This is a genomic window from Janthinobacterium aquaticum, from assembly GCF_009208565.1.
Taxonomy (GTDB): domain Bacteria; phylum Pseudomonadota; class Gammaproteobacteria; order Burkholderiales; family Burkholderiaceae_D; genus Janthinobacterium.
Genome location: NZ_WFLK01000004.1, coordinates 215,319 through 237,525 on the forward strand (window position 1 = coordinate 215,319; position 22,207 = coordinate 237,525).

17 protein-coding genes are annotated in these 22,207 nt (G+C 63.9%); 12 read left to right on the forward strand and 5 right to left on the reverse strand.

The window, feature by feature from the left end:
- The first annotated feature begins 3 nt into the window (after positions 1-3).
- The gene (locus tag GCM43_RS08745) at positions 4-3,060 is read left to right on the forward strand and encodes a sensor histidine kinase (protein WP_152243261.1); all 3,057 of its coding nucleotides are present in this window, start codon (positions 4-6) and stop codon (positions 3,058-3,060) included.
- A 10-nt stretch (positions 3,061-3,070) separates the two neighbouring features.
- On the opposite strand, the gene GCM43_RS08750 is transcribed toward GCM43_RS08745, so the two are convergent.
- Positions 3,071-3,736: a response regulator transcription factor gene (locus GCM43_RS08750; RefSeq protein WP_319636949.1), complete on the reverse strand. Its 666-nt coding sequence runs from the start codon at positions 3,734-3,736 to the stop codon at positions 3,071-3,073.
- Between the two features lie 282 nt (positions 3,737-4,018).
- Between GCM43_RS08750 and GCM43_RS08760 the strand changes: the two genes are divergently transcribed.
- Positions 4,019-4,708: a hydrolase gene (locus GCM43_RS08760; RefSeq protein WP_152243266.1), complete on the forward strand. Its 690-nt coding sequence runs from the start codon at positions 4,019-4,021 to the stop codon at positions 4,706-4,708.
- A 73-nt stretch (positions 4,709-4,781) separates the two neighbouring features.
- Positions 4,782-5,069, forward strand: a complete 288-nt coding sequence (locus GCM43_RS08765) for a XapX domain-containing protein (protein WP_152243268.1) — start codon at positions 4,782-4,784, stop codon at positions 5,067-5,069.
- Between the two features lie 85 nt (positions 5,070-5,154).
- On the opposite strand, the gene GCM43_RS08770 is transcribed toward GCM43_RS08765, so the two are convergent.
- The 3 genes from GCM43_RS08770 to GCM43_RS08780 form a co-directional block, all read right to left on the reverse strand.
- On the reverse strand, positions 5,155-5,841 hold the full coding sequence (locus GCM43_RS08770; protein WP_226929401.1) for a response regulator: 687 nt from the start codon (positions 5,839-5,841) through the stop codon (positions 5,155-5,157).
- A 58-nt stretch (positions 5,842-5,899) separates the two neighbouring features.
- Entirely contained in the window at positions 5,900-6,694 is a 795-nt protein-coding gene (locus GCM43_RS08775; protein WP_152243270.1) for a sensor histidine kinase, read from the reverse strand.
- 288 nt (positions 6,695-6,982) lie between these two features.
- Positions 6,983-7,843 carry an alpha/beta fold hydrolase gene (locus GCM43_RS08780; protein WP_152243272.1) on the reverse strand — a complete coding sequence of 287 codons (861 nt, stop codon included), beginning with the start codon at positions 7,841-7,843 and terminating at the stop codon, positions 6,983-6,985.
- Positions 7,844-8,035: 192 nt separating this feature from the next.
- Between GCM43_RS08780 and GCM43_RS08785 the strand changes: the two genes are divergently transcribed.
- The 9 genes from GCM43_RS08785 to GCM43_RS08825 all read left to right on the forward strand — a co-directional run bounded on the left by GCM43_RS08785 (position 8,036) and on the right by GCM43_RS08825 (position 21,024).
- Positions 8,036-8,464 (forward strand): DoxX family protein, encoded by a 429-nt coding sequence (locus GCM43_RS08785; protein ID WP_152243274.1) that lies wholly within the window; start codon positions 8,036-8,038, stop codon positions 8,462-8,464.
- 67 nt (positions 8,465-8,531) lie between these two features.
- Positions 8,532-9,800 carry a sigma-70 family RNA polymerase sigma factor gene (locus tag GCM43_RS08790; RefSeq protein WP_226929402.1) on the forward strand — a complete coding sequence of 423 codons (1,269 nt, stop codon included), beginning with the start codon at positions 8,532-8,534 and terminating at the stop codon, positions 9,798-9,800.
- Between the two features lie 106 nt (positions 9,801-9,906).
- Positions 9,907-12,366: a TonB-dependent siderophore receptor gene (locus tag GCM43_RS08795; RefSeq protein ID WP_226929403.1), complete on the forward strand. Its 2,460-nt coding sequence runs from the start codon at positions 9,907-9,909 to the stop codon at positions 12,364-12,366.
- A gap of 263 nt (positions 12,367-12,629) precedes the next feature.
- Entirely contained in the window at positions 12,630-12,983 is a 354-nt protein-coding gene (locus GCM43_RS08800) for an ElaB/YgaM/YqjD family protein (protein ID WP_152243280.1), read from the forward strand.
- 146 nt (positions 12,984-13,129) lie between these two features.
- A complete protein-coding gene (locus GCM43_RS08805) occupies positions 13,130-15,535 on the forward strand; it encodes a catalase (protein ID WP_152243282.1) in 2,406 nt (801 codons plus the stop codon).
- Between the two features lie 355 nt (positions 15,536-15,890).
- The gene (locus GCM43_RS08810) at positions 15,891-17,585 is read left to right on the forward strand and encodes an MFS transporter (RefSeq protein ID WP_152243284.1); all 1,695 of its coding nucleotides are present in this window, start codon (positions 15,891-15,893) and stop codon (positions 17,583-17,585) included.
- Between the two features lie 70 nt (positions 17,586-17,655).
- Complete coding sequence (locus GCM43_RS08815; RefSeq protein WP_319636950.1) at positions 17,656-18,762, forward strand: HlyD family secretion protein; 1,107 nt, start codon at positions 17,656-17,658, stop codon at positions 18,760-18,762.
- Positions 18,759-20,156 (forward strand): efflux transporter outer membrane subunit, encoded by a 1,398-nt coding sequence (locus GCM43_RS08820; RefSeq protein WP_226929404.1) that lies wholly within the window; start codon positions 18,759-18,761, stop codon positions 20,154-20,156. Before GCM43_RS08815 ends, GCM43_RS08820 begins: the two co-directional genes overlap by 4 nt.
- 121 nt (positions 20,157-20,277) lie before the next feature.
- On the forward strand, positions 20,278-21,024 hold the full coding sequence (locus GCM43_RS08825) for a hypothetical protein (RefSeq protein ID WP_152243288.1): 747 nt from the start codon (positions 20,278-20,280) through the stop codon (positions 21,022-21,024).
- A 132-nt stretch (positions 21,025-21,156) separates the two neighbouring features.
- Here the strand turns inward: GCM43_RS08825 and GCM43_RS08830 are convergent, their stop codons facing one another.
- Positions 21,157-22,173, reverse strand: a complete 1,017-nt coding sequence (locus GCM43_RS08830; protein WP_152243290.1) for a hypothetical protein — start codon at positions 22,171-22,173, stop codon at positions 21,157-21,159.
- Positions 22,174-22,207 lie beyond the last annotated feature (34 nt).

The window sequence follows — 22,207 nt, forward strand, 5'->3', positions numbered from 1 at the left end:
GCGATGCGCATGCCGCTCCTGCCGGGATGGCTGCTGCTGCTCTTGCTGTTATGGAGCAGTGCAGCGCAAGCCATTGACGCAGGACGCGGCCTGCACCAGTTGCAGCACACCAGCTGGACTGTCCGCGATGGTGCGCCTGAGGATATTGTTTCTATAACGCAGGGCAATGATGGCTATCTCTGGGTGGGTACGCACGCCGGTATCAGCCGCTTTGACGGCCTGCGCTTTGCACCCCTGGTGGCGAGCGAAGGCAGCTTCCCCGACAAGGTGCCGCTGGCCATGCAGCGCGCCAGCGACGGCGGCATGTGGGTGGGCTGGCAGGTCGGCGGTATCAGCCATGTCAAGCATGGCGTGGTGCGCAATTTTGGCGAGGCGCAGGGCGTGCAGCCTGGCGCTATCTGGGGTTTTGCCATCGATGGCCAGGGCGCTGTGTGGGCGGCCGGCGTCTCGGGTATTTCACGCTTTGATGGTCACCAATGGAAAACGCTGGGCGCAGCGCAGGGCTACACGGCGCAGAAGGCTTCGGCTGTATTTGCCGACCGCGCAGGCCGCGTGGGCGTGTTCAGCGAAAAAGGCCTGTTTATCTGGCAGCCGCAGCAGGCACGCTTTGCGCCGCCGATCGGCAGGCTCGACTTGCGCGCACCGCCCCAGCAGGACCGCAATGGGCGCATCTACCTGCTTGAGCTGCGCGGCATCCGCATTATCGACTCGCTCGAACGCTATGACCGGCTCGATCACCGGTGGATTTATCGCGACACCAGCGGCACCAGCGGCAGCATGCTGGTCGACCGTGCCGGCAGCCTGTGGTTCGACAGTCAGTATGGGCTGCACCGCACGCGCAGCAGCGGCAGCCTGGGGCCGCAGCAGCGCGGCATCAGTGCCGACACCGAATCGTTCCTGCCCAGCAATGGCCTCAGTGATGTCGTGATAGCCAGTCTGTGCGAAGACAACGAGGGCAATGTCTGGGTAGCCACCGCGGGCGGGCTGGACCGTTTTCGCGAAGCCGGCCCGGTGGTGCTGGGCAGCAATCGCAAGCCCGGCACGCTCAACCCTTTCCGTGCGCAGCGGCTGTTGCCCGGCGCTAATGGCGCTATGTGGCTGGGCCGGCGCGATGACGCGGCCACATTGACGCTGGTCGAGGCGGACGGTACGGTGCGCCAGGCGCCCCGCATCGGCCGGGTCGACGCACTGATCGGCGCTGGCGCCTCGCTGTGGGCGGCCAGCGACGGCGCCTTGCACGAGTTTGCCGTCAGCGATGGGAAGCGCCTGCGCCGCATCGCATTTCCCGCTGCCAGCGCTGCGCTCAATACGATGCGCGAAGGTGCAGTCGCTGCCGACGGTACCATCTGGGCCATCTTCAGTGGCGCCGGCGCTTTTCAATACCGCGACGGCACATGGCGGCGCGAACTGCTGTTGCCCGGCGCAGGCTCGCGCTTGCCGTTGATGCTGCTGGCCGACAGCGGCGGGCGCGTCTGGTTTTCCTATGCTGACGGCTCGCTGGTCATGTTTGGGGCCGGCCGCCTGCATGCCTATGGCCCGTTGCAGGGACTCGATATTGGCAAGATCAGCGGCCTGGCACAGTATCAGGGCCAGCTATGGGCAGGCGGTGAAAAGGGCGTGGCACTGTGGCGCGGCGAGCGCTTCGTGCAACTGCAGGCCGCGCCTGCCGCTGCTGTGCAGGGCGTGGTCGGTCTGCTCAGGGCCACTGACGGCAGCTTGTGGCTCAATACCGCCAGTGGTGTCACGCATATCGCTGCCAGCGAAGTGCTGCATGCACTGCATGACCCTGCTTATGTCATGCAGACGCATTCCTATGATGCCATCGATGGTCTGCATGGCGGCATCAGCCTGCTGCAGGGCCGCTCGGTGGCCGAGGCAAGCGATGGGAAGATATGGTTTTCACGGCAAAGTGCGACTTTCTGGTTCGATCCGCATAACCGCCTGCCGCCACTGCCGCCGCCACAGGCCGAAATACTGGCGCTGCAGGTCGATGGCGTGAGCGTGGCGCCGGCCGATCTGCAGCGCTTGCCGGCCGGCACGCGCGACCTGCAATTTACCTATAACGCCAGCAGCCTGGGAACGCCTGCGCGCCTGCGCTTTCAGTATATGCTCGAAGGCTATGACCGTCACTGGCAGCATGCCGGCAGCCAGCGCCAGGCGCAATATACCGGCCTGGGACCGGGGGCTTACCGTTTCAGGGTAATGGCCATCAACGGCGATGGCGTACCGAGCGAACAGCCGGCGCAGCTGGCCCTGCGGGTGCTGCCTGCCATGCACCAGACCTGGTGGTTCCGCAGCCTGGGCGTGCTGCTGTTGTCTGCCGGCGTGTTCGTGCTGCTGCGCTGGCGTTTGCGGCGCCACGATACGCAGCTCAAGGCGCGCCTGGAAGTGCAGCAGGCCGAACGTGAGCGCATCGCGCGCGAGCTGCACGATACGCTGTTGCAAGGGACCCAGGCGATGATCCTGCATTTTCATATGGCCAGCCTGGCGCTGGCGCCTGGCGATCCGGCGCGCGCCGCCATGCAGCAGGCGCTCGACAATGCAGAAAGCCTGCTCAGGGAGGGGCGCAATCAGGTTCATCACCTGCGCACGGGCGAGGAAACAGACATGCCCTGGTGCGTCGTGCTGCAGCGTGAGGGGGAGCGTCTGGCATTACAGCATGGCGTGCGTTTCCGCTACGGCGAGCACGGCGATACCACTACATTGCAGCTGGATGATGCGCACGAGATTTACCGCATCGTTATCGAGGCCATGCGCAATGCCTTCCGGCACGCGCGGGCGCAACTGATCGAGGTGCAGGTCAGCCACGATGCCGACAGCGTGGACATTACCGTGCGCGACGATGGCCAGGGCATGCCGGCCAACGTGATGAGCGACGGCCACCTGGCGGGCCACTGGGGTTTGCCCGGCATGCGTGAACGCGCTGACCGGCTTGGCGCGCAACTGACCCACAGTACGCGCCTGGGCGGCGGCACGCAGTGGCATCTGCACCTTCCGGTGCACAGGAAGCCTGGCAACTGGCTGACCCGCTGCCTGCCGCACTGGCTGCGCTGGCGCTAGGCAACGCCGCTCAGGCGTCGAGGATGCCGCGCCGTAGCGCAATGGTGACCGCATGCGTGCGGTCCTTGGCGCCCAGTTTTGCCAGGATGGTGCTCATGTGTGCCTTGACGGTTTCTTCCTTGATACTGAGCAGGGTGCCGGTGGCGCGGTTGGAATTGCCTTGCGCCACCAACTGCAAGACTTCCAGCTCGCGGTTCGACAGCACATCGGCGCTGGCATAGCGCGTCATTTCCGCTTCCACCTCGGGCGTGAAATGACGTCGCCCGGCGTGCACGTTCTGGATTGCCGTCAGCAATTCGTGCCTGAGCGAGCTTTTGAGCATATAGCCGCTGGCGCCGGCGGCAATCGCCCGCAGCACCTGCGCATCGCCCTTGTAAGTGGTCAGCACAATAATGCGCGCCAGCGGGTATGTGGCGCGGATGGCGGCAATCGCTTCGATGCCGGACAGGCCCGGCATCTGCAGATCCATCAGGGTGATATCGGGTTGCAGTGCAGTGAATTTTTCCACCACCTGATGGCCATCGCTGGCCTGGCCGACCAGTTCGACGCCGGGAAACGAGGAGAGCAGGGAGCCGATGCCGTCAAGCAGCAATTGATGGTCGTCAGCAATCAATACGCGGATCGGCAGCGTGGCGTCGTGCTTGGTGTTGTCTGGCAGGGGCGATAAGTCAATCAAGGTCGGTGCTCGGTCTAGCGATCAAAAGTCAGCAAACAATAGTAAGTGAGAAGCATTTTACCTCAGCACTGGCAAGCTTGCAGCACTGTGTGGCGCATGGTTTTTGGCGCCAGGCCCGGTCTCCGGAGCAGGGCGTCCCTATACATTTAGATAGTGGTGCGCCGGGGCTGCGACGCATACGATGCAAGGCAGTGGCAGGCTGTTTTGAACCGCTTGCCAGCGCCGCGCCGTGTACCAGCGCCACTGCGCGCAATACCTGTTCAACCTTTAGGGATAACCATCATGACCAATCCAAAACTCGAAGTTCTGACCCCCGATAACTGCCAGATCATCTTTATTGACCAGCAGCCGCAAATGGCCTTTGGCGTGCAATCGATGGATCGCCAGACCCTGAAAAACAATACCGTGGCGCTGGCCAAGGCTGCCAAGGTATTCAATATTCCGGCCACCATCACCACCGTGGAAACCCTGGCCTTCTCGGGTCACACCTACCCTGAGCTGCTGGACGTGTTCCCGGGCAAGGATATCCTGGAACGCACCTCGATGAACTCGTGGGACGACCAGAAAGTGCGCGACGCGCTGGCCGCCAACGGCCGGAAAAAGGTGGTGGTATCGGGCCTGTGGACGGAAGTGTGCAACACCACGTTTGCGCTGTGCGCCATGCTCGAAGGCGACTACGAAATCTACATGGTGTCCGATGCATCGGGCGGCACCACCAAGGAAGCGCATGACATGGCCATGCTGCGCATGGTCCAGGCTGGCGTAGTGCCGGTGACCTGGCAGCAGGTGCTGCTGGAATGGCAGCGCGACTGGGCCCACAAGGACACCTATAACGAGGTGATGGCCATCGCCAAGGAGCACTCAGGCGCCTACGGCATGGGCGTCGACTACGCTTACACCATGGTGCACAACGCGCCACCGCGCCACACCAGCGAGCACAAGACGCTGGCGCCAGTGGCTGCCAACAAGTAATCACGAAGTGGTCGATCAACCCGCCGCGCCCGACTCTGTGCGCGGCGGGTTTTTTTATTCAATGGAGCTGGACATGAAGTTATATATCGTTTCGCTGGCCGTGGGCCTGCTGGTAGGGATCATTTACTCTGTATTGCAAGTGCGTTCGCCTGCGCCGCCGGCGATTGCGCTGATCGGCCTGCTGGGCATGCTGATCGGCGAACAGATCGTGCCGGTGGTCAAGCGCGTGGTCGCTGGCGAGCCAATTACGGTGTCGTGGCTGTGCAGCGAATGCGTGCCGAAGATCAGCGGCGTGGACGCCAAGCCGGCCACGCTGGTGGCGGTATCGAAGGACGAACAGCCGCGCGACGGCGCGGCCTGATGATCATGGCGCCAGGTTAACGCAAATCACGTAGGTCGGATTAGCCCGCCAGGGCGTAATCCGACACAGAGTGCTGATCAAGCGCTTAAAACGCGCCCAGCAAGCCGCGCTGGGCCGCTACGGTAGCGGCCTCGGTGCGGCTCGATACGTTCAGCTTGGACAGGATGTTATTGACGTGGAATTTCACCGTACCGACTTCGATGCCGGCGCTGCGCGCAATCATCTTGTTGCTCTTGCCGGCCGACAGATGCAGCAGGATATCGTGTTCGCGTTTCGACAGGCGGTTGGCGTCGATGCGTTCGGCCAGCTGCGCGGCCAGTTCCGGCTGCAGAAACTGGCGGCCGGCGGCCACGCTGTGGATGCAGTCGGTCAGCTGCGTAAAGCCGGAGTCCTTGAGCAGGTAGCCGCGCGCACCGGCGCGCAGGCCGCGATAGACGTTTTCTTCGCCCTGGTAGGTGGTCAGGATCACGATTTTTGCCTGTGGATCGCGTGCGCAGATCTGCTCGATGGCCTGCATGCCGTTCATTTCCGGCATGTTCAGGTCGGTCAGCAGCACGTCCGGTCGCAGTTGCATATACAGGTCGACGGCAGCCTGGCCATTGCTGGCCTGACCCAGCAGTTTCAGGCTGGGGATCGAGTTGATCAGCGAGGCCAGGCCGGCCAGGATCAGGGGATGGTCGTCGGCAATCACGATGGTCACTGGCGACACGGCGGCGTGCATGGTGGCGGCTGAAAAATGCGCGCCGCTCACCTCTGGTGTAGAAAAATGCATGATGGTTCCTTTCTGTGTGCGCGCATGCAGGGGCAAGGCATAAGGCGCAACGTCAATATCAGGTAATGGGCAAGGTGAAGTGAAACACCGTTCCTGTGCCGTCCGGCGCTGCCGCTTCGTGCCACAGGTGGCCGCCATGCGCCTGGACCACGGCGAGGCAGATTGCCAGTCCCATGCCCATGCCGTCAGGTTTGCTTGAATGCAGGGCGTGGTAAATATGTTCGCTGGCTTCGGGGGCGATGCCGACACCATTGTCGGCGACGCTGAAACACAGCATGTCGTGCTCGTGGCAGGACATGATCTGCAGGATGCGCGGCCGGTCGCCGTGGTCCTGCATGGCAGCAATGGCGTTGCTGATCAAATTCATCAGCACTTGCTGGAACTGCACGCGGTTGGCGCAGACCAGCTGTTGGCCCAGCATCAGCTGCAGATGCACGCTGACCTGGCGGTATGCCAGTTCCGGCGCCAGCAGCAGCAAAATATCGTTGATGGCCTGGTCGGCGGCAAACAGCTCGGCTTTCGGCGCCGCCTTGCCGGTCAGTGCGCGCAGGTTGCGGATCATGGCGCTGGCGCCGGTGCTGGCGTCGGCAATCAGGGCAAGCGCTGCACGCACCTGTTCCAGGCGTGGCGGATCGTGATCGAGCCACTGCAGTGCCGCGTTGGCATGCAGCGCGATGGCCGACAGCGGCTGATTGACCTCATGTGCGATCGAGGCGGCAAATTCGCCCATGGTGCTGATGCGCGCGGTGCGTGCGGCGTCAGGTTGCAATGCCAATGGCGCACTGGGCGCTGCGGCATGCCGCGTGTGTTTTGGTGTGCCGCCCGCCAGCGGCTGATAGAGAATGCTGCCCATTTAAGTGGCCGCACGCTGGCAAGGCAAAACTGACCGTGGCGCAGTGCAAAGCGCACAGGCGACGGCACGGCATAGTGCTGGGGCGTTCATCGTCATATCCTGTCGGTCAGTGCGGCCTGAGCCGCGATGAAGACAGTATGCGCGCAATGCAGCAAATCATTGTTATACGAATGGGGGAGGGTAGGAATATTCTTATTGCGAGGCGATAAAAGCAAAAACGCCGCAGGCAAGTGCGGCGTTTTTATTACTGCAAGATTACACGCTTGCCGGGCAACGGCAGCGTGTTGTTCAGGACTTGAGGAAGGCCAGCAGCTCTTCGTTCAGGCGATCCTTGTGGGTGGTTGGCAGGCCGTGCGGCGCGCCTTCGAAAATCACCAGCTTGGCATGCTTGACGATCTTTGCCGAGGCCTTGCCGGCGGCGTCGATCGGCACGATCTGGTCGTCGCTGCCATGCACCACCAGGGTCGGCACGGTGATTTTTTTCAGGTCTTCGGTAAAGTCGGTTTCCGAGAACTGCTTGATGCAGTCATAGGCATTTTTGATACCGCACTGCATGCCTTGCAGCCAGAAAGTATCGCGCTGGCCTTGCGACACTTTCGCGCCTGGACGGTTGGCACCGTAGAACGGCTCGGACAGGTCCTTGAAAAATTGCGAGCGGTCGGCCAGCACGCCGGCGCGGATGCCGTCGAACACCGACATCGGCAGGCCGCCCGGATTGGTAGGCGACTGCACCATTTGCGGCGGCACGGCGGCAATCAGCGCAGCCTTGGCCACGCGCGCTTCGCCGTGGCGGCCGATATAGCGCGCCACTTCGCCGCCGCCGGTCGAGTGGCCGACCAGGAAAGCATCCTTGACGTCGAGCGCGTCGAGCAGGGTGCCGAGGTCGTCGGCGTAGGTGTCCATGTCGTTGCCGGTCCATGGCTGGCTCGACAGGCCATGGCCGCGGCGGTCATGCGCAATCACGCGGTAGCCGTGGCTGGCCAGGAAAATCATCTGGTCTTCCCAGGCGTCGCCTTGCAGCGGCCAGCCGTGGCTGAAGACCACCGGCGTGCCGCTGCCCCAGTCCTTGTAGTGGATGACGGTGCCGTCTTTGGCGGTCACGGTATTGACGGTCAGGTTTGGCGTGCTGGTGGCGATTTTGTTCGACATGATGGCGTTCCTTTTGTAGGGATAAGCGTTTGTGGAGACAAGCAAAGCCAGTCTAGCCGCTGTCGTTGGAAACGGCTCCTGCCGAATGGCCAGTTTTGGTGCGGCTGGCGGGCTGGCCTTTTGACAGGTGTGGCCGTGACGGCGCTTGCCTATGCTGACGCGGACTCATCATCATTATCATCCGGAGCCATCATGAAATTGAGAAGTCTGCTGGCCGCCCTGTGCGGCCCTTTCACGCCCGATGCGGGCCTGCTGTTTGCCCGCGTGACCGGCGCCTTGCTGGTGCTGCATGTACACGGCCTGCCCAAGCTGCTGCATTTTTCCGACGAGCTGGCCCATATCGACGATCCGCTGCACATGGGCCGCGCACTGACCCTGTATTGCGCCATCTTTGCCGAAGTGCTGTGCCCGATCCTGGTGGCGCTGGGCCTGCTGACGCGCCTGGCCAGCCTGCCGTTCCTGTTCCTGCTGCTGGTGTCGATGCTGCTGGTACACCCGGACTGGAGCATTGCCGATGGGCAGTTCGGCTGGCTGCTGATCATTGTGTTCGGGACGATTGCCATCAGCGGCGCCGGGCGCTATTCGGTCGATGCAAGGCTGCGCACCGCTGTCCACGGTTGAACTTGCTTAAGAAACATTTTACGGCGATAATGAGAATGAATCTTATTTGCGTTATTGCCGGGGTACTGTGGGTGTCCATTACTACAATGAGTTGCTGAATTTTTTCACGCATGCCGTCAGGGATGGACACGAAGCACAGGACCTGGTGCAGAACGCTTTCGAGCGCCTGTTGTCGGCCCAGCATGCCGGCCAGCGCACCGATAATCCGCGTGCCATGCTCTACCAGATCGCCCGCAACCTGCTGGTGGATCGCCACCGCCACCTGCGGGTGCGCCAGCATGACAGCGACGAGGTCCTGCAGCAACAGGCGGCCTTGCCCAGCTGCGAACCGGAGAAGGTGGTGGCCGGCATGCAGCGTCTGCGCCTGCTGGCCGATACCATCGAAGCGCTGCCGCCGCGCTGCCGCGCCGCCTTTGTACGCCATCGTATCGATGGCCTGAGCCATGCCGACGTGGCGGCCGAAATGGGCATCAGCGTCAATATGGTCGAACGCCATGTAATGCTGGCCGTGGCTGCCTGCCGCAAGGCGCTGGCAGAAGACACCGCGCATGACTGCCTCCCGCCGCGGCGCGCGCGCTGGCTGCCGCAGGCCGCCGCCAGTATTGCCGCGCTGTGCATGCTCGCTGCCGGCTGGGGCGGCTGGCGCTACTGGCAAAGCCTGCCCGTGTTCGAACAGCATTACGCCAGCGCGCGCGGCCAGCAGCTGGCTGCCGATTTGCCTGATGGCAGCCATCTGCAGTTCGATACGTCCACCAGCGCCGACGTCACCCTGTACCGCCAGCGGCGCCAGGTCCGCCTGTCGGAAGGGCAGGTGCTGTTCCAGGTGCAGGGCGACCGCGCGCGGCCGTTCGACGTGCTGGCCGGCGCGGCCCGCATTACCGTGGTGGGCACGCGTTTCGTGGTGCGCCACACGCCCGGGTCCGGCCAGGGCGCGGTGCAGGTGGCGGTGCTGGAAGGCCAGGTCAAAGTGCAGTCGACAGCGCCCGGCGCGCCGCCGGTCACGGTGCAATTGCTGCCGGGCCAGACCATCAGCGCCGATGCGCTTGGCCGGCTGGGGCCGGTAGGCAGCATGCCGGTCAACGCCATGGCCGACTGGCTGGCCGGCCGCCTCAACTTTGACAATGTGCCGCTGGCCGACGTGCTGGCCGAACTGGCGCGCTATGGCGACAGCGGCCTGGCGGTGCGCGACGCGCGCGTGGCCGGCCTGCCCGTCACTGCCAGCGTGGAACTGGCCCATATCGACCGCTTTGCGCGCAGCCTGCCGCTGGTGCTGCCGGTGCGCCTGCTGCCCGATGGGTGCGGTGGTCAGGTGATTGCTGCGGCAACAGCAAAATAATTTTTTATCCGGCATCAGGGTTGCCCTGGCTGTTACGTCTTCTTCTGCATACGGCGCATTTTCCGCGGCGCCGCCCACCACCCCTATTGGAGAAGAGTGTATGCAGATGTCACCACCCCGCATTTCCCTGGCGCCGCTGGCGCTGGCCGTTGCCATGGCGCTGGGCGCCTCGCCGCTGGCCATGGCGCAGGTCGCCGCCAGCCAGGAAGCCACGCTGGACGTTGCGATTGGCGCCCAGCCGCTGGCGCAGGCTTTGTCGGAACTGGCGCGCAAGTCCGGCGTGACGCTGCTGGCCACGCCGGTCCTGCTGGCCGGTAAAGAAGGTCATGCCGTGACCGGTCGCCTGACCGTGCGCCAGGCCTTCGACCGCCTGTTGCTGGGCAGTGGCCTGCAGGCCAATATCGACGGCAATGCGGTCACCATCGTGGCGGCGCAGCGGCTGGTGGCGCAGGAAGCAACCATGGCGCCGGTGCTGGTTACGGCGCGCGCCGATGCCGCCACTGAAAACAGCGGCTCTTACGCGGCGCGTCAACTGACTATCGGCAAAGGTGCGCAGTCGCTGCGCGAAACGCCGCAGTCGGTGACGGTGGTAACGCGCCAGCGCATGGATGACCAGAACATGCTGACGCTGGCCGATGTGCTGCTGCAGAGCACCGGCGTGACGGCGCAGGAGCGCAATTTCGGCCATTTCACGTATAACGCGCGCGGCTTCGGTATCAGCAATTTCCAGGTCGACGGTGTTCCGCGCGGCGACTATGGCGGCATCGGCATTGCGCCCGACCTGGCCATCTTCGACCGCGTGGAAGTGCTGCGTGGCGCGCCGGGTGTGTTGGTCGGCAATGGCGACCCCAGCGGCACCGTCAATTTCGTGCGCAAGCGCCCGACGGCGGAAAAGCAGATTAACCTGACGGCGCGCGCCGGCCGCTGGTCCAACTACCGCTTTGATGTCGACGCCAGCGGGCCGTTGAACGACAGCGGTTCGATCCGCGGGCGCGTGGTGGCGGCGTACGAGCAGCGCCAATCGTGGGTCAGGCAGACCGAGATCGACGCGCCGCTGCTGTACGGCATTATCGAGGCCGACCTCGGCAGCGACACCATGCTGACGGCCGGCGCGCGCACCCAGTCCTATCACCAGGATGGCGGCCGCTGGATCGGCGGCCTGCCGCAGTCGACCGACGGCAGCGATTTGCACCTGCCGCGCTCGACTTCGATGGCCCCTTCATGGACCAGCCTGGACGTCAAGGGCCATGAATTGTTTGCCGAACTGTCGCACCGCTTCAGTGATGACTGGCAGTTCAAACTGAGCAGCAGCTACCTCAAAAGCGAGCGCCAGGACAAGGCTACGCGCCGCGCCGGCTATGTCAATCCGCAAACGTTGACTGGCGTCTCGATCAACAGCGTCGTGTATGGCGACGATCAGTACGAGGATGCCGGCGTGGATGGCCAGCTGAGCGGCAAATTTACTGCACTGGGCCGCCAGCACAGCGTGATCGTCGGCGCCAACTGGCAGCGCAACGAGATCGACAGTCGCGACGTGCGCGTCAGTTTTTCGCCAGCCTATCCTGTCGATTTCAACCGTTTCACGACGGCTGCGGTGGCCGAGCCTGCGCGCCCGGCATGGGGGCCGGCCATCTACAGCCGCACTGTCACGCAGGGCGTGTATGGCAACGTCAAGCTGAGCTTGAGTGAGCCGCTCAGCCTGATACTGGGCGGACGCGTCAGCTGGTATGACTACCAGGATGTTGATCGCGGCACCGGCCAGGTTGGCAGCGCCTACAAGCAGAGCCGTGAATTCACGCCGTTTGTCGCGGCACTCTACAGGCTTGACGCGCGCTGGTCGCTGTATGGCAGCTATACCGATATTTTTACGCCGCAAAGCAGCCGCTATACGTCCAGCGGCAAGCCGCTTTCGCCTTCCATCGGCAAGAACTATGAAGCGGGCCTCAAGGGCGAACTGTTCGACGGCAGGCTCAACGCGTCGGCCGCCGTGTTCCATACCGTGCAGGACGGCCTGGCGGCCACCGATCCGCAGTTTCCGCTCAATTGCCCGGGCACGCCGGCAACGGGCGGCTGCTCGCTTAATGGCGGCAAAGTCAAGAGCGAAGGCTTCGAGACCGAGCTGTCCGGTGAAGTGCTGAAAAACCTGCAGGTGTCGGCCGGCTACACCTTCAACGCGGCCAGGTACGTGATCAACCGCGACGAGAACGGCTTGCCGACCCCGTACGAAGGCCAGCCTTACGGTCACGACTACAATCCGCGCCATATGCTGCGCCTGTGGTCCTCCTACAAACCCGAAGCGCTGCTGGCTGGCCTGACGCTGGGCGGCGGCGTGTCGCTGCAGTCGGAAACGTCGGACCTCGACCTCTATGCACCGGCCGGCCCGTCGCTGCGCCAGCAGAGCGGCTACGCCGTCTGGAGCGCGATGGCCGGCTACCGCATCTCGCCCCACTGGCAGGCGTCGCTCAACGTGGCCAACCTGTTCGACAAGCGCTACTACCAGGGCGCGTACCAGGGCTGGTATGGCGCACCGCGCCATGTCACGCTGACGTTGCGCGGACAGTTCTGATATCCGTAGGTCGGATTAGGCCCTGCGGGGCCGTAATCCGACAACACCTGCGACGCCAACAATGTTGTCGGATGTCGCGATATTCCCATGTTTGCACCCGCCCGCGGTCAACGCCGGCGGGTTTTTCATTTCCGCCAGGAATTTTGGTCTGTTGCACAACGTGAGGCAGCGCACGGTCAGCGCTGGCGTGCGGCGTTAAGGTGGATACAACGGCTGGCGCGCGATGCGCCGCCAGTGTTTATTCACTACCAAAAGGAACCCATATGAACGCGATTGAAAAAACTGCCGCCGACGTCAAAGACACCGCCCAGGACGCCAGCAAGGACGTGCATAAAACCATCGACAAGGTAGCCGACCAGGCCAAGCCGGTGGTCGACAAGGTTGCCTCCAGCGTACACGAAGGCGTCGACCAGGTCGGCGAGAAAATCAGCCAGGTCAGCGATACCGTCTCGAAAGCATCCGAGCGCCTGATGGAGCGCGGCAAGCAATTGGGCGCCGCCTGCCAGAAAGCGGGCGAGTCGGGCCGCGGCTATGTGCGCGAGCGTCCGGGCGTGTCGCTGCTGATCGCTGCTGCGGCCGGCTACGGCCTGTCGAAACTGTTGAGCTCGCGCAAATAAGCGCTGCCTGAATCGGCTGATGCTCTGATGGGCGCTGTTCTTCTTGCTGTCATGGCAGAGGAACAGCGCCCTTTTTACTGGTTTTTCCGGCCGCGTGGCCTGCGTGGTTGTTTCGCATTGTTCACTTTTTCATTTTCAGGAGATATATGGCTACCACCAAAAAAGCGGCGCCGACTGACGGCGCCGGATCCGTACTGAGCAGCATGGCGGGCCCTTCCGCACCGCCACCGAAAAGCCTTGGCGGCGGCAATGATGTGGCCGAAGCATTGCGCCAGAAAGTTGCTGCCAGCCAGGACCTGTCCGCCGCCATGCCCGGCAATCCCAACGTGGCGCCGCAATATGGCGACGGCGCACAGGCGCAGGAAGGCGAGCATGTGGCGCCGCCGGACGTAGCGGCCACCGGCAGCACCACCGGCGAAACGCTGGCCTCACCCAAGCTGGGCGCCGGCCAGCCGCTGATCGGCGAAAACGCCGGCAATGCGCCGCTCGACCGCGCGCGCGCCGACGATACCGGCTGCACCCTGACCACCAACCAGGGCGTGCCGGTGGGCGACAACCAGAATTCGCTGAAAGCGGGCTTGCGCGGCCATACTCTGCTGGAAGACTTTATCCTGCGCGAGAAGATCACCCATTTCGACCATGAGCGCATCCCCGAACGCGTGGTGCATGCGCGCGGTTCGGCCGCGCATGGCTATTTTGAATGCTACAAGGAGCAAAGCACGCTGACGCGCGCGGCGCCCTTTGCCAAGGCCGGCAAGCGCACGCCGGTGTTCGTGCGCTTTTCCACCGTGGCCGGCGAGCGCGGCTCGACCGATACGGCGCGCGATGTGCGCGGCTTTGCCGTCAAGTTCTATACCGATGAAGGCAACTGGGACCTGGTGGGCAATAACATCCCGGTGTTCTTTATCCAGGATGCGATGAAGTTTCCCGACCTGGTGCACGCCGTCAAGCCCGAACCGCATCACGGCATGCCGCAGGCGGCCAGCGCGCACGACACCTTCTGGGATTTCGCCTCGCTGATGCCGGAAATTACCCATATGCTGATGTGGGTGATGTCCGACCGCGCCATTCCGCGCAGCTACCGCATGATGCAAGGCTTTGGCGTGCATACCTTCCGCCTGGTCAATGCCCAGGGCGAATCGGTGTTCTGTAAATTCCACTGGTCGCCGCTGGCCGGCACGCATTCGCTGGTGTGGGACGAAGCGGTCAAGATCAGCGGCGCCGATCCCGACTTCCATCGCCGCGACCTGTGGGAAGCCATCGAGGCCGGCGAGTACCCGGAATATGAATTGTCGCTGCAGGTGTTTACCGAAGAGCAGGCCGAGGCGTTCGATTTTGACGTGCTCGATTCGACCAAGCTGATTCCCGAAGAACTGGTGCCTTTGCAACCGGTCGGCAAGATGGTATTGAACCGCAATCCCGACAATTTCTTTGCCGAGACCGAACAGGTGGCGTTCTGCACCGCGCACATTATTCCCGGCATCGATTTTTCCAACGATCCGCTGCTGCAAGGGCGTATCCATTCGTATGTCGACACGCAGATCTCGCGCCTGGGCGGCCCGAACTTCCATGAAATTCCGATCAACTCGCCGATTGCGCCGGTGCACAACAACCAGCGCGACGGCATGCACCGCCAGGCCATCAACCGGGGGCGCGTCGCCTACGAGCCCAATTCGCTGGCCGGCGGCGCGCCGTTCCAGGCGGGCCCGCGCGGCTTCAACAGCTTTCCGGCGTCCGGCGAAGGCGACAAGGTGCGCGGCAAGCCCGAGAAATTTGCCGAGCACTACGCGCAGGCGCGATTGTTCTGGATCAGCCAGACGCCGCACGAGCAGGACCATATCGTGCATGCGTTCCGCTTCGAGCTGACGCGCGTGCAGACGGTGGCGATCCGCGAGCGCATCGTGGCCATGCTGCGCAATGTCGACGAGACGCTGGCGCAGCGCCTGGCTGACGACTTGGGTCTGGCGCTGCCGCCGGCCATGCCGAGCATGGCCGTGCTGCCGGTGCCCGAGTATGCACCGTCGCCGGCGCTGTCGCTGACCTTCCGCCCCGGCAAGACCGGCATTCACACGCGCCGCGTGGCCATCCTGATCGGGCCGGGCAGCGACGGCGCGCAGGTGCGCCAGCTGTACGATGCGCTGCTGGCCGACGGCGCCGTACCGCGCCTGGTGGGCAGCCAGCTGGGCAAGGTCGATACGGGCAAGGGCGCGCCGCTGGCGGTTGAAGTATCGCTCGAAGCGGGACCGGCCGTACTGTACGACGCAGTGATCGTGCCCGATGGCGAGGCGGCTGCCCGGCAGCTGTCGGCGGACGCCAATGCGCTCGACTTCCTGCGCCAGCAATATCGCCACTGCAAGCCGATGTTGCTGATCGAGGCCGGCGCCACGCTGCTTGAAAAGGCCGGCATACCGGACGCCCTGCCGGACGGCACGCCTGACCCGGCCGTGATCGTGGCGCCCGCTGCCGATGTGGCGCAGGCTCTGGCTACCTTCAAACAAGCCATTGCCGCCCACCGCGCTTATACGCGCGAGACGGATCCGCCGAGGGTGTAAGTAGTACCGGCATCAGACGGGTCCTGGCGGCCCGTCTGATTCATTGAAAGTCGCAGGGCGAGAAAATGGCGGACATAACTGTAGGTCGGATTAGGCGGGGCCGCCGAGGCCGCAGGCCGTAATCCGACAACATTGTTGGCGCCGCAGGTGTTGTCTTGGCCCGAAGCTCCTGTGCCGGCGCCAGGCGTGTTGTCACCTTTACTGGTGTGCTTGTGGCGCTGGGACGCTCACTTCCTATTGATTTACACCGCAGCGCGCCAGGCAATATAAATCATCTCTTTTGACGGCAGTGATATGCTGCTGGCTAACGCCGTGCATGCGTGAGCGCACGACCTAACCAGATCATATTCGCCGCATGGATACCTACACACCGCGAACCTGGAGTCCGGCAGAACGCCCGACCTTGCCAGGTTCTCCCTCCAACCCGGAACACTCGACGCGAAAGCGCGTCGCGTACTTTGTCGTCGGCCTGATCGTGGCGCTGACTGGGGGGCTGGGCAACGGGCTGGTGATCGCCAATATCTACAATCTGCAAGGTTCGCTGGGCGCCACCATTTACCAGATGCAGTGGCTGCCGGCTGCCTATGTGATGACCATCGTGTCGATGAATCTGCTGGTGGTGAAGTTCCGCCAGCAGTTCGGCCTGCGCCTGTTTACCGAAGCGTTTCTGGTGCTCTATGCGATCGTCACCTTTGCCCACCTGTATGCCAATTCGCTGTCCTCGGCCATCGCTGTGCGCGCTGCGCATGGCATGGTCGGCGGTGCACTGGGCGTTCTGGGTCTGTATTACACGCTGCAGGCATTTCCGGCGCGTCACCGCTTGAAGGCCGTGGTACTGGGGCTGGGTTTTGCGCAGCTGGCGCTGCCGCTGGCACGCATTTTCAGCTCGGAACTGCTGCAGCTGGGCGAGTGGCACGGCCTGTATCTGTTCGAGCTGGGCCTGACCTTGCTGGCGCTGGGCTGCGTGCTGGCCCTGAAACTGCCGCCTGGCGACCGCGTGCAAACATTCGAGCCGCTCGATTTCCTCACTTTCATTTTGTTTGCGCCGGGCGTGGCGCTGCTGTGCGCGGTGCTGGCGCAGGGGCGCAACGCCTGGTGGATGGACTCGCAGTGGGTAGGCCTGAACCTGCTGGGCGCCATCGTGCTGGTGACCTCGGCGCTGGCCATTGAACATAACCGCGCCCGTCCCCTGATCAACACGCGTTGGCTGTCGACTGCAAAGATCGCCAAGCTGTTCCTGTCGGTGATGCTGTTTCGCGTGGTGCTGTCCGAGTCGACCGGCGCGGTGGGCTTTCTGCAGGCGCTGGGCCTCAATACCGACCAGATGCAAAGCCTGTTCATGGTGGTGCTGCTCGGTAGCGTGGCCGGCCTGGTGACCAGCGCGCTGACCATCAATCCGGCCACCTTGCACCGTTCGCTGATGCTGGCGCTGGTGATGATCGCGATCGGTGCACTGATAGACGGCCACGCCACCAGCCAGACGCGCCCGGTCAACATGTATGTCAGCCAGTTCCTGCTGGCCTTTGGCGGCACCTATTTTCTCGGCCCCACCATGGTGGCCGGCATGAGCGCCGTGATTGCCGAGCCGCGCAATCTGGTCAGCTTTTCGGTGATGTTTACCATGACCCAGAACCTGGGCGGCCTGCTCGGTTCGGCCATTGTCGGCACCATCCAGACGGCGCGTGAAAAATTCCATTCCAGTTATCTGGTCGAGAACCTGAGCCTGCTCGATCCGCAGGTGGCCGCGCGCGTGCAGTCGGGCGCCGCCGCCTATGGCGGCATGCTTACCGACCCGGCCCTGCGCAGTGCCGAAGGCGCGGCGCGTCTCGGCGCGATCGCCACGCGCGAAGCCAATGTGCTGGCCTATAACGATGTCTTCCTGCTGATTGCCGGCGTGGCCATGATCACGTTTGCCTGGATGCTGGTCAGCGCCTTCTGGACCCAGATTACCGTCGGCGCGCGGCGCCTGGTCGGTCCGGTGCACGATGCGCAGACGGCCATGTCCATCGTCCCCATTACCAATTCGGAACCTCAACATGACAGAAAATAATCCGACACCAACGCCGCCGCCATCGGCACCCCCGCCTGCTGCAACGCCATCAGCGCCATCAGCACCATCAGTGCCGCCGCCGGACCGCCGCTACCAGTGGCTGTCGACGGCCGCCTTTGCCGCGGTGGCGCTGGTGGGCGTGCTGATCGTGCTCTATGCGTGGCGCCTGCCGCCGTTTACGAGTCCCGTCGTCACCACTGAAAACGCCACCGTGCGCGGCCAGGTGACGATTATCGGCACGCAGCTGTCGGGCTATGTCACCGAAGTGCACGTGCAGGATTTTGTCGACGTCAAGGCCGGCCAGCTGCTGGTGCGCATCGACGACCGCATTTACCAGCAGCGCCTGGAACAGGCGCAGGCGCAGCTGGCGGCGCAGGAGGCCGCACTGTCGAACTGGGCGCAGCAGCACGCTACCTCGCAGGCCAATACCGCCGTCAGCGCCGCCGCGCTGGCCAATGCCGAAGCGCAGGCGCGCAAGGCGGCGGCCGACCTGGCGCGCGTGGAGCAACTGGTGGCCGACGGCTCGTTGTCGCAGCGCGAATACGACCAGTCGCGCGCCACCCAGGCGCAGATGGCGGCCGCACTGGCGCAGGCCAGGGCCAATGTCGATATCGCGCACCAGAGCGTGCGTTCGGTGGTGGTCAGCAAGCAGTCGCTCGAAGCGGCCGTGGACAGCGCCAGGGCCGCCCTCAAGGCCGCGAAAATTGATCTCGACAATACGCGCATCGTGGCGCCCGAAGACGGCCAGCTGGGCCAGGTGACGGTGCGCCAGGGCGCGTTTGTCAATTCGGGCGCGCAGCTGATGGCGTTGGTGCCGCGCCAGATATGGATTATCGCCAATTACAAGGAAACCCAGATGAACGGTGTGCAGGAAGGGCAGAGCGCCACCTTCCGCGTCGATGCGCTCGACGGCGCCGAGCTGACGGGCCAGGTTGAGCGCATTTCGCCGGCCACCGGTTCCGAGTTCTCGATCCTGCCGGCCGATAACGCAACCGGCAATTACCTGAAGATTGCGCAGCGCATTCCGGTGCGCATCCGCATCGATCCGGGCCAGGCCAATGCGCGCCGGCTGGCGCCGGGCATGTCGGTCGAAGTCAGCATCGACACCTCGGCCGAACTCAATGATTCGGCCCAGAATCCGGCACCGGCGCCGGCACCGAAAAAGGCCAGGCCATGATGCGCCGTCGCTGTATCCGGCCTGGCGTGCTGGCGCTGGTGCTGGTGCTCTCGGGCTGCGCCGCCACCGCGCCGCCGCAGCCGCCGTCGACCCTGCAGCTGCCCTCTGGCTGGCGCGCGCCGCAGCAAGCGGCGAGCGGCGCAGCGCAGGTCGAACAGCAGTGGTGGCAGGCCTTTGGCGATCCGGTATTGAGCGAGCTGGTAGCCAGCGCGCTGGCGCACAACGGCGACTTGCGCGTGGCCAGTGCGCGCGTGCAGGAATACCGTGCGCGCCTGGCGCAGGCCGGCGCCAACCGCGCGCCTGTCCTGAGTGCCGACGGCTCGCCCACCCGCACGCGCACCCTGAACGCCTTTGGCGCGCCCTATGTCACCAATGTGTTCCAGGCCGAGATGCAGGCCAGCTACGAGATCGATGTGTGGGGCCGCCTGGGCAAGCTGTCCGATGCGGCCGGCGAGAGCTTGCGCGCCGAGCAGGCCAGCTTCGATGCGGCGGCCCTGTCGGTGGCAGCCAGCGTGGCGAGTGCTTACCTGAACCTGCGCGGCCTGGATGCCCAGCTGGCGCTGACCGAAGCGACGCTGGCATCGCGCGTGCAATCGCGCGAACTGGCGCGCCGGCAGTTTGAAGTGGGCTACAGTTCGCAGCTCGAATGGCAGCAGGCGCAGTCGGAATACCATGCTGCGGCCGAGCAGATACCGCAGCTGCAGCGGCAGATATTCGAGCAGGAAAATGCGCTGTCCATGCTGGTGGGCGGCAATCCGGGACCGATTACGCGCGGCCTGCCGCTGGCGCAACTGGCGGCGCCACCGGTGCCGGCCGGTCTGCCGTCAGAGCTGCTGCGCCGGCGGCCTGATATCGCGCGCGCCGAACATAACCTGGCCGCCGCCAACGCCAGCCTGGCCGCCACGCGCGACCAGCTGCTGCCGTCGTTCAAGCTGACCGTGAGCGGCGGCGGCCAGGCCACCACGCTGACCGATTTTCTGAACGCGCCCACGGCGCTATGGCGATTGAGCGCGCTGGCAACGGCGCCCTTGTTCGATGGCGGGCGTGTGCAGGCGCAGACCGATACCGCCGGCGCCCAGCGCGACCAACTGGTGTATGCCTATGAAAACGTGGTGAGGAGCGCGTTGGTGGAAACCGAAAATGGCCTCGATGCGATTTACCGCTTGCGCCAGCAGGCGGTGGAAAACGACGCGCGCCGCGCCACGGCAGCCGAGACCTTGCGCATTGCGCACAACCGCTACCGCAATGGTTACGCCTCCTACCTGGAGGAGCTCGACGCCCAGCGCACGCTCTACAGCGCCGATGTCGGCCTGCTGCAACTGAAGACGCGCCTGTTGGTGGCTTCGGTCGACCTGTACCGCGCCATGGGCGGCGGCTGGAGCGCGATGCCTTGAAACGCGTTTAAGTGTTTTACTATGGCAGCGTCGCCATGACAGCATTAAAATTGCCGGTGTAATATCAGGCAGGTAGCGGCATCGTGCCGGCTACCGCCACACAGCATGGAGAAGTAGGGGAATGGAAATTTTTGGCATCGGCCTGCATATTCTGGTCGCGATATTTTTTGCAGTGCACGTGGTACGCAACGGCCAGCCGCTGTACTGGCTGCTGATCCTGTTCATGTTCCCGCTGCTGGGCAGCGTGGTGTATCTGTTTGCCATCGTCCTGCCTGGCTCACGTCTGCCGCAGGGCGCGCGCAAGGTAGCTTCCAAGGCAGTGCAGGTGCTCGATCCGCACCGCGAACTGCGTGAAGCGCGCGAGGCCTACGACTACACGCCGACGGCGCAAAACCAGATGCGCCTGGCCAGCGCGCAGCTTGAAGCGGGCGATGCGCCGGCCGCAGCGGCGACCTATGAAGCGTGCCTGCAGGGGGCATTTGCTTCGGACCTGGAAATCCGCCTGGGCGCGGCGCGCGCCTATCTCGAATGCGAGCGCGGTGCCGAGGCGCTCACGCACCTGGAATTCATCCGCCGCAGCGACCTGCATTTCCGCCCCGAGATCGTCTCGCTGCTGACAGCGCGCGCGCTGGCGCAAAGCGGCCGCCAGGCCGAAGCAAAAGGCGAATTTGACGACGCGCTGACGCGCCACGGCAGCTTTGAAGCGCGCGCCGAATACGCGATCTGGGCGCTGCAGCAGGGGCCGTCCGAGCAGGTGCTGGCCGAACGCCTGTGCCAGGACATCGACAGCGCCATGCAGCGCTGGACCAGCCATACGCGCAGCATGTATGCGCCGCTGCTGGCAAGGCTGGACAAGGTACGACGGTAAAATCTGAAAATCCTGATGCCGTAGGTCGGATTAGAGGGGCGAAGCCCCTCGTAATCCGACAAACACCCGCAGCGTTAACAATGTTGTCGGATTACGGCCCCGCGGGGCCTAATCCGACCTACTCTCTTCGTGTCAAACTCCCGGCACAATATTCTTGCCCTCGACCAGCTTGTAGACCTTGCCGTCAAACGCATAGCGCGCGTGACCCTTGATCGGCGTCGAAGTGCGGGGCGGGTCTTCGTCGGGCTTGACGGCGGCGCCGGTCTTGAGTTTTTCGGTGGCGCCTGAAAAGCTCACCACCAGGTCGTCGTACGGGCCGCCATCCTTGGCTGGCACAAAGCGCCAGGCGCCGTTGACCTGCCAGCATTCTTCGGTTTCCGGGCCACAGGCGCCCATATTGTCCGAATGCAGGTCGATGCTGCCATTGAGTTCGCTAATGCTGTCCTGGCCCAGTTCAAACAGCGCCAGTTGTTCGATCGTGTAGCCCTGGCCCGTATAGCCGTGGCGCACAGCCAGGCCGATCTTGCCCGCACCGGGCGTAACCCAGATAATTTCACCGAGCTGGCCAAACGAGCCGAACGCCGCCACGTTTTCCAGGCGTTTGGTAACCTGCCACTGTCCGTCGCCAGGTTTGCCCTTCGGGCTCAGGAAAAACACATTGAGCAGGCCCTGCGAAACGTGCGCCGATTCGGCCGTGCCTTCGGTATTGGCCGTTTCCGCATTGGCCAGCAGGATCACGCGCCCGTCCGGCAGTATCTTGTGGCCGACGGCGCTGACCACATAGCTGAGCTTTTCCCTGTGATTTTCGGGATCGGTCAGGTCGGCCAGCGCATCTTCGCTTTCGGCGCGGTAGTCCTTGCCGAACACCGCGCGCATCATCGGTACCTCGCGCTCGCGTTCGCGCTCACGTTCGATTTCGCGCTGGCGCTCGCGCTCCTGGTCTTTCTCATCCTCGGTCTTGACGGCAGCGGCCGCGTCGGGCGCATTTTCTGTCGCTGGCGTTGCAGCTGCCGGTACGGTAACGACATAGGCCTGCTGCGCCTCTGTCGGCGCGGTTTTCTTGCCGCAGGCAGTGAGCATCAAGCCGCTGGCAAGCACCAGCAGCAGTGAGGGGAGCAGGCGTGACGATGGTGGTGGGTGGGTGTTCATAAGTGATGCCGATAGCAGGATGGAAATGTGTAAA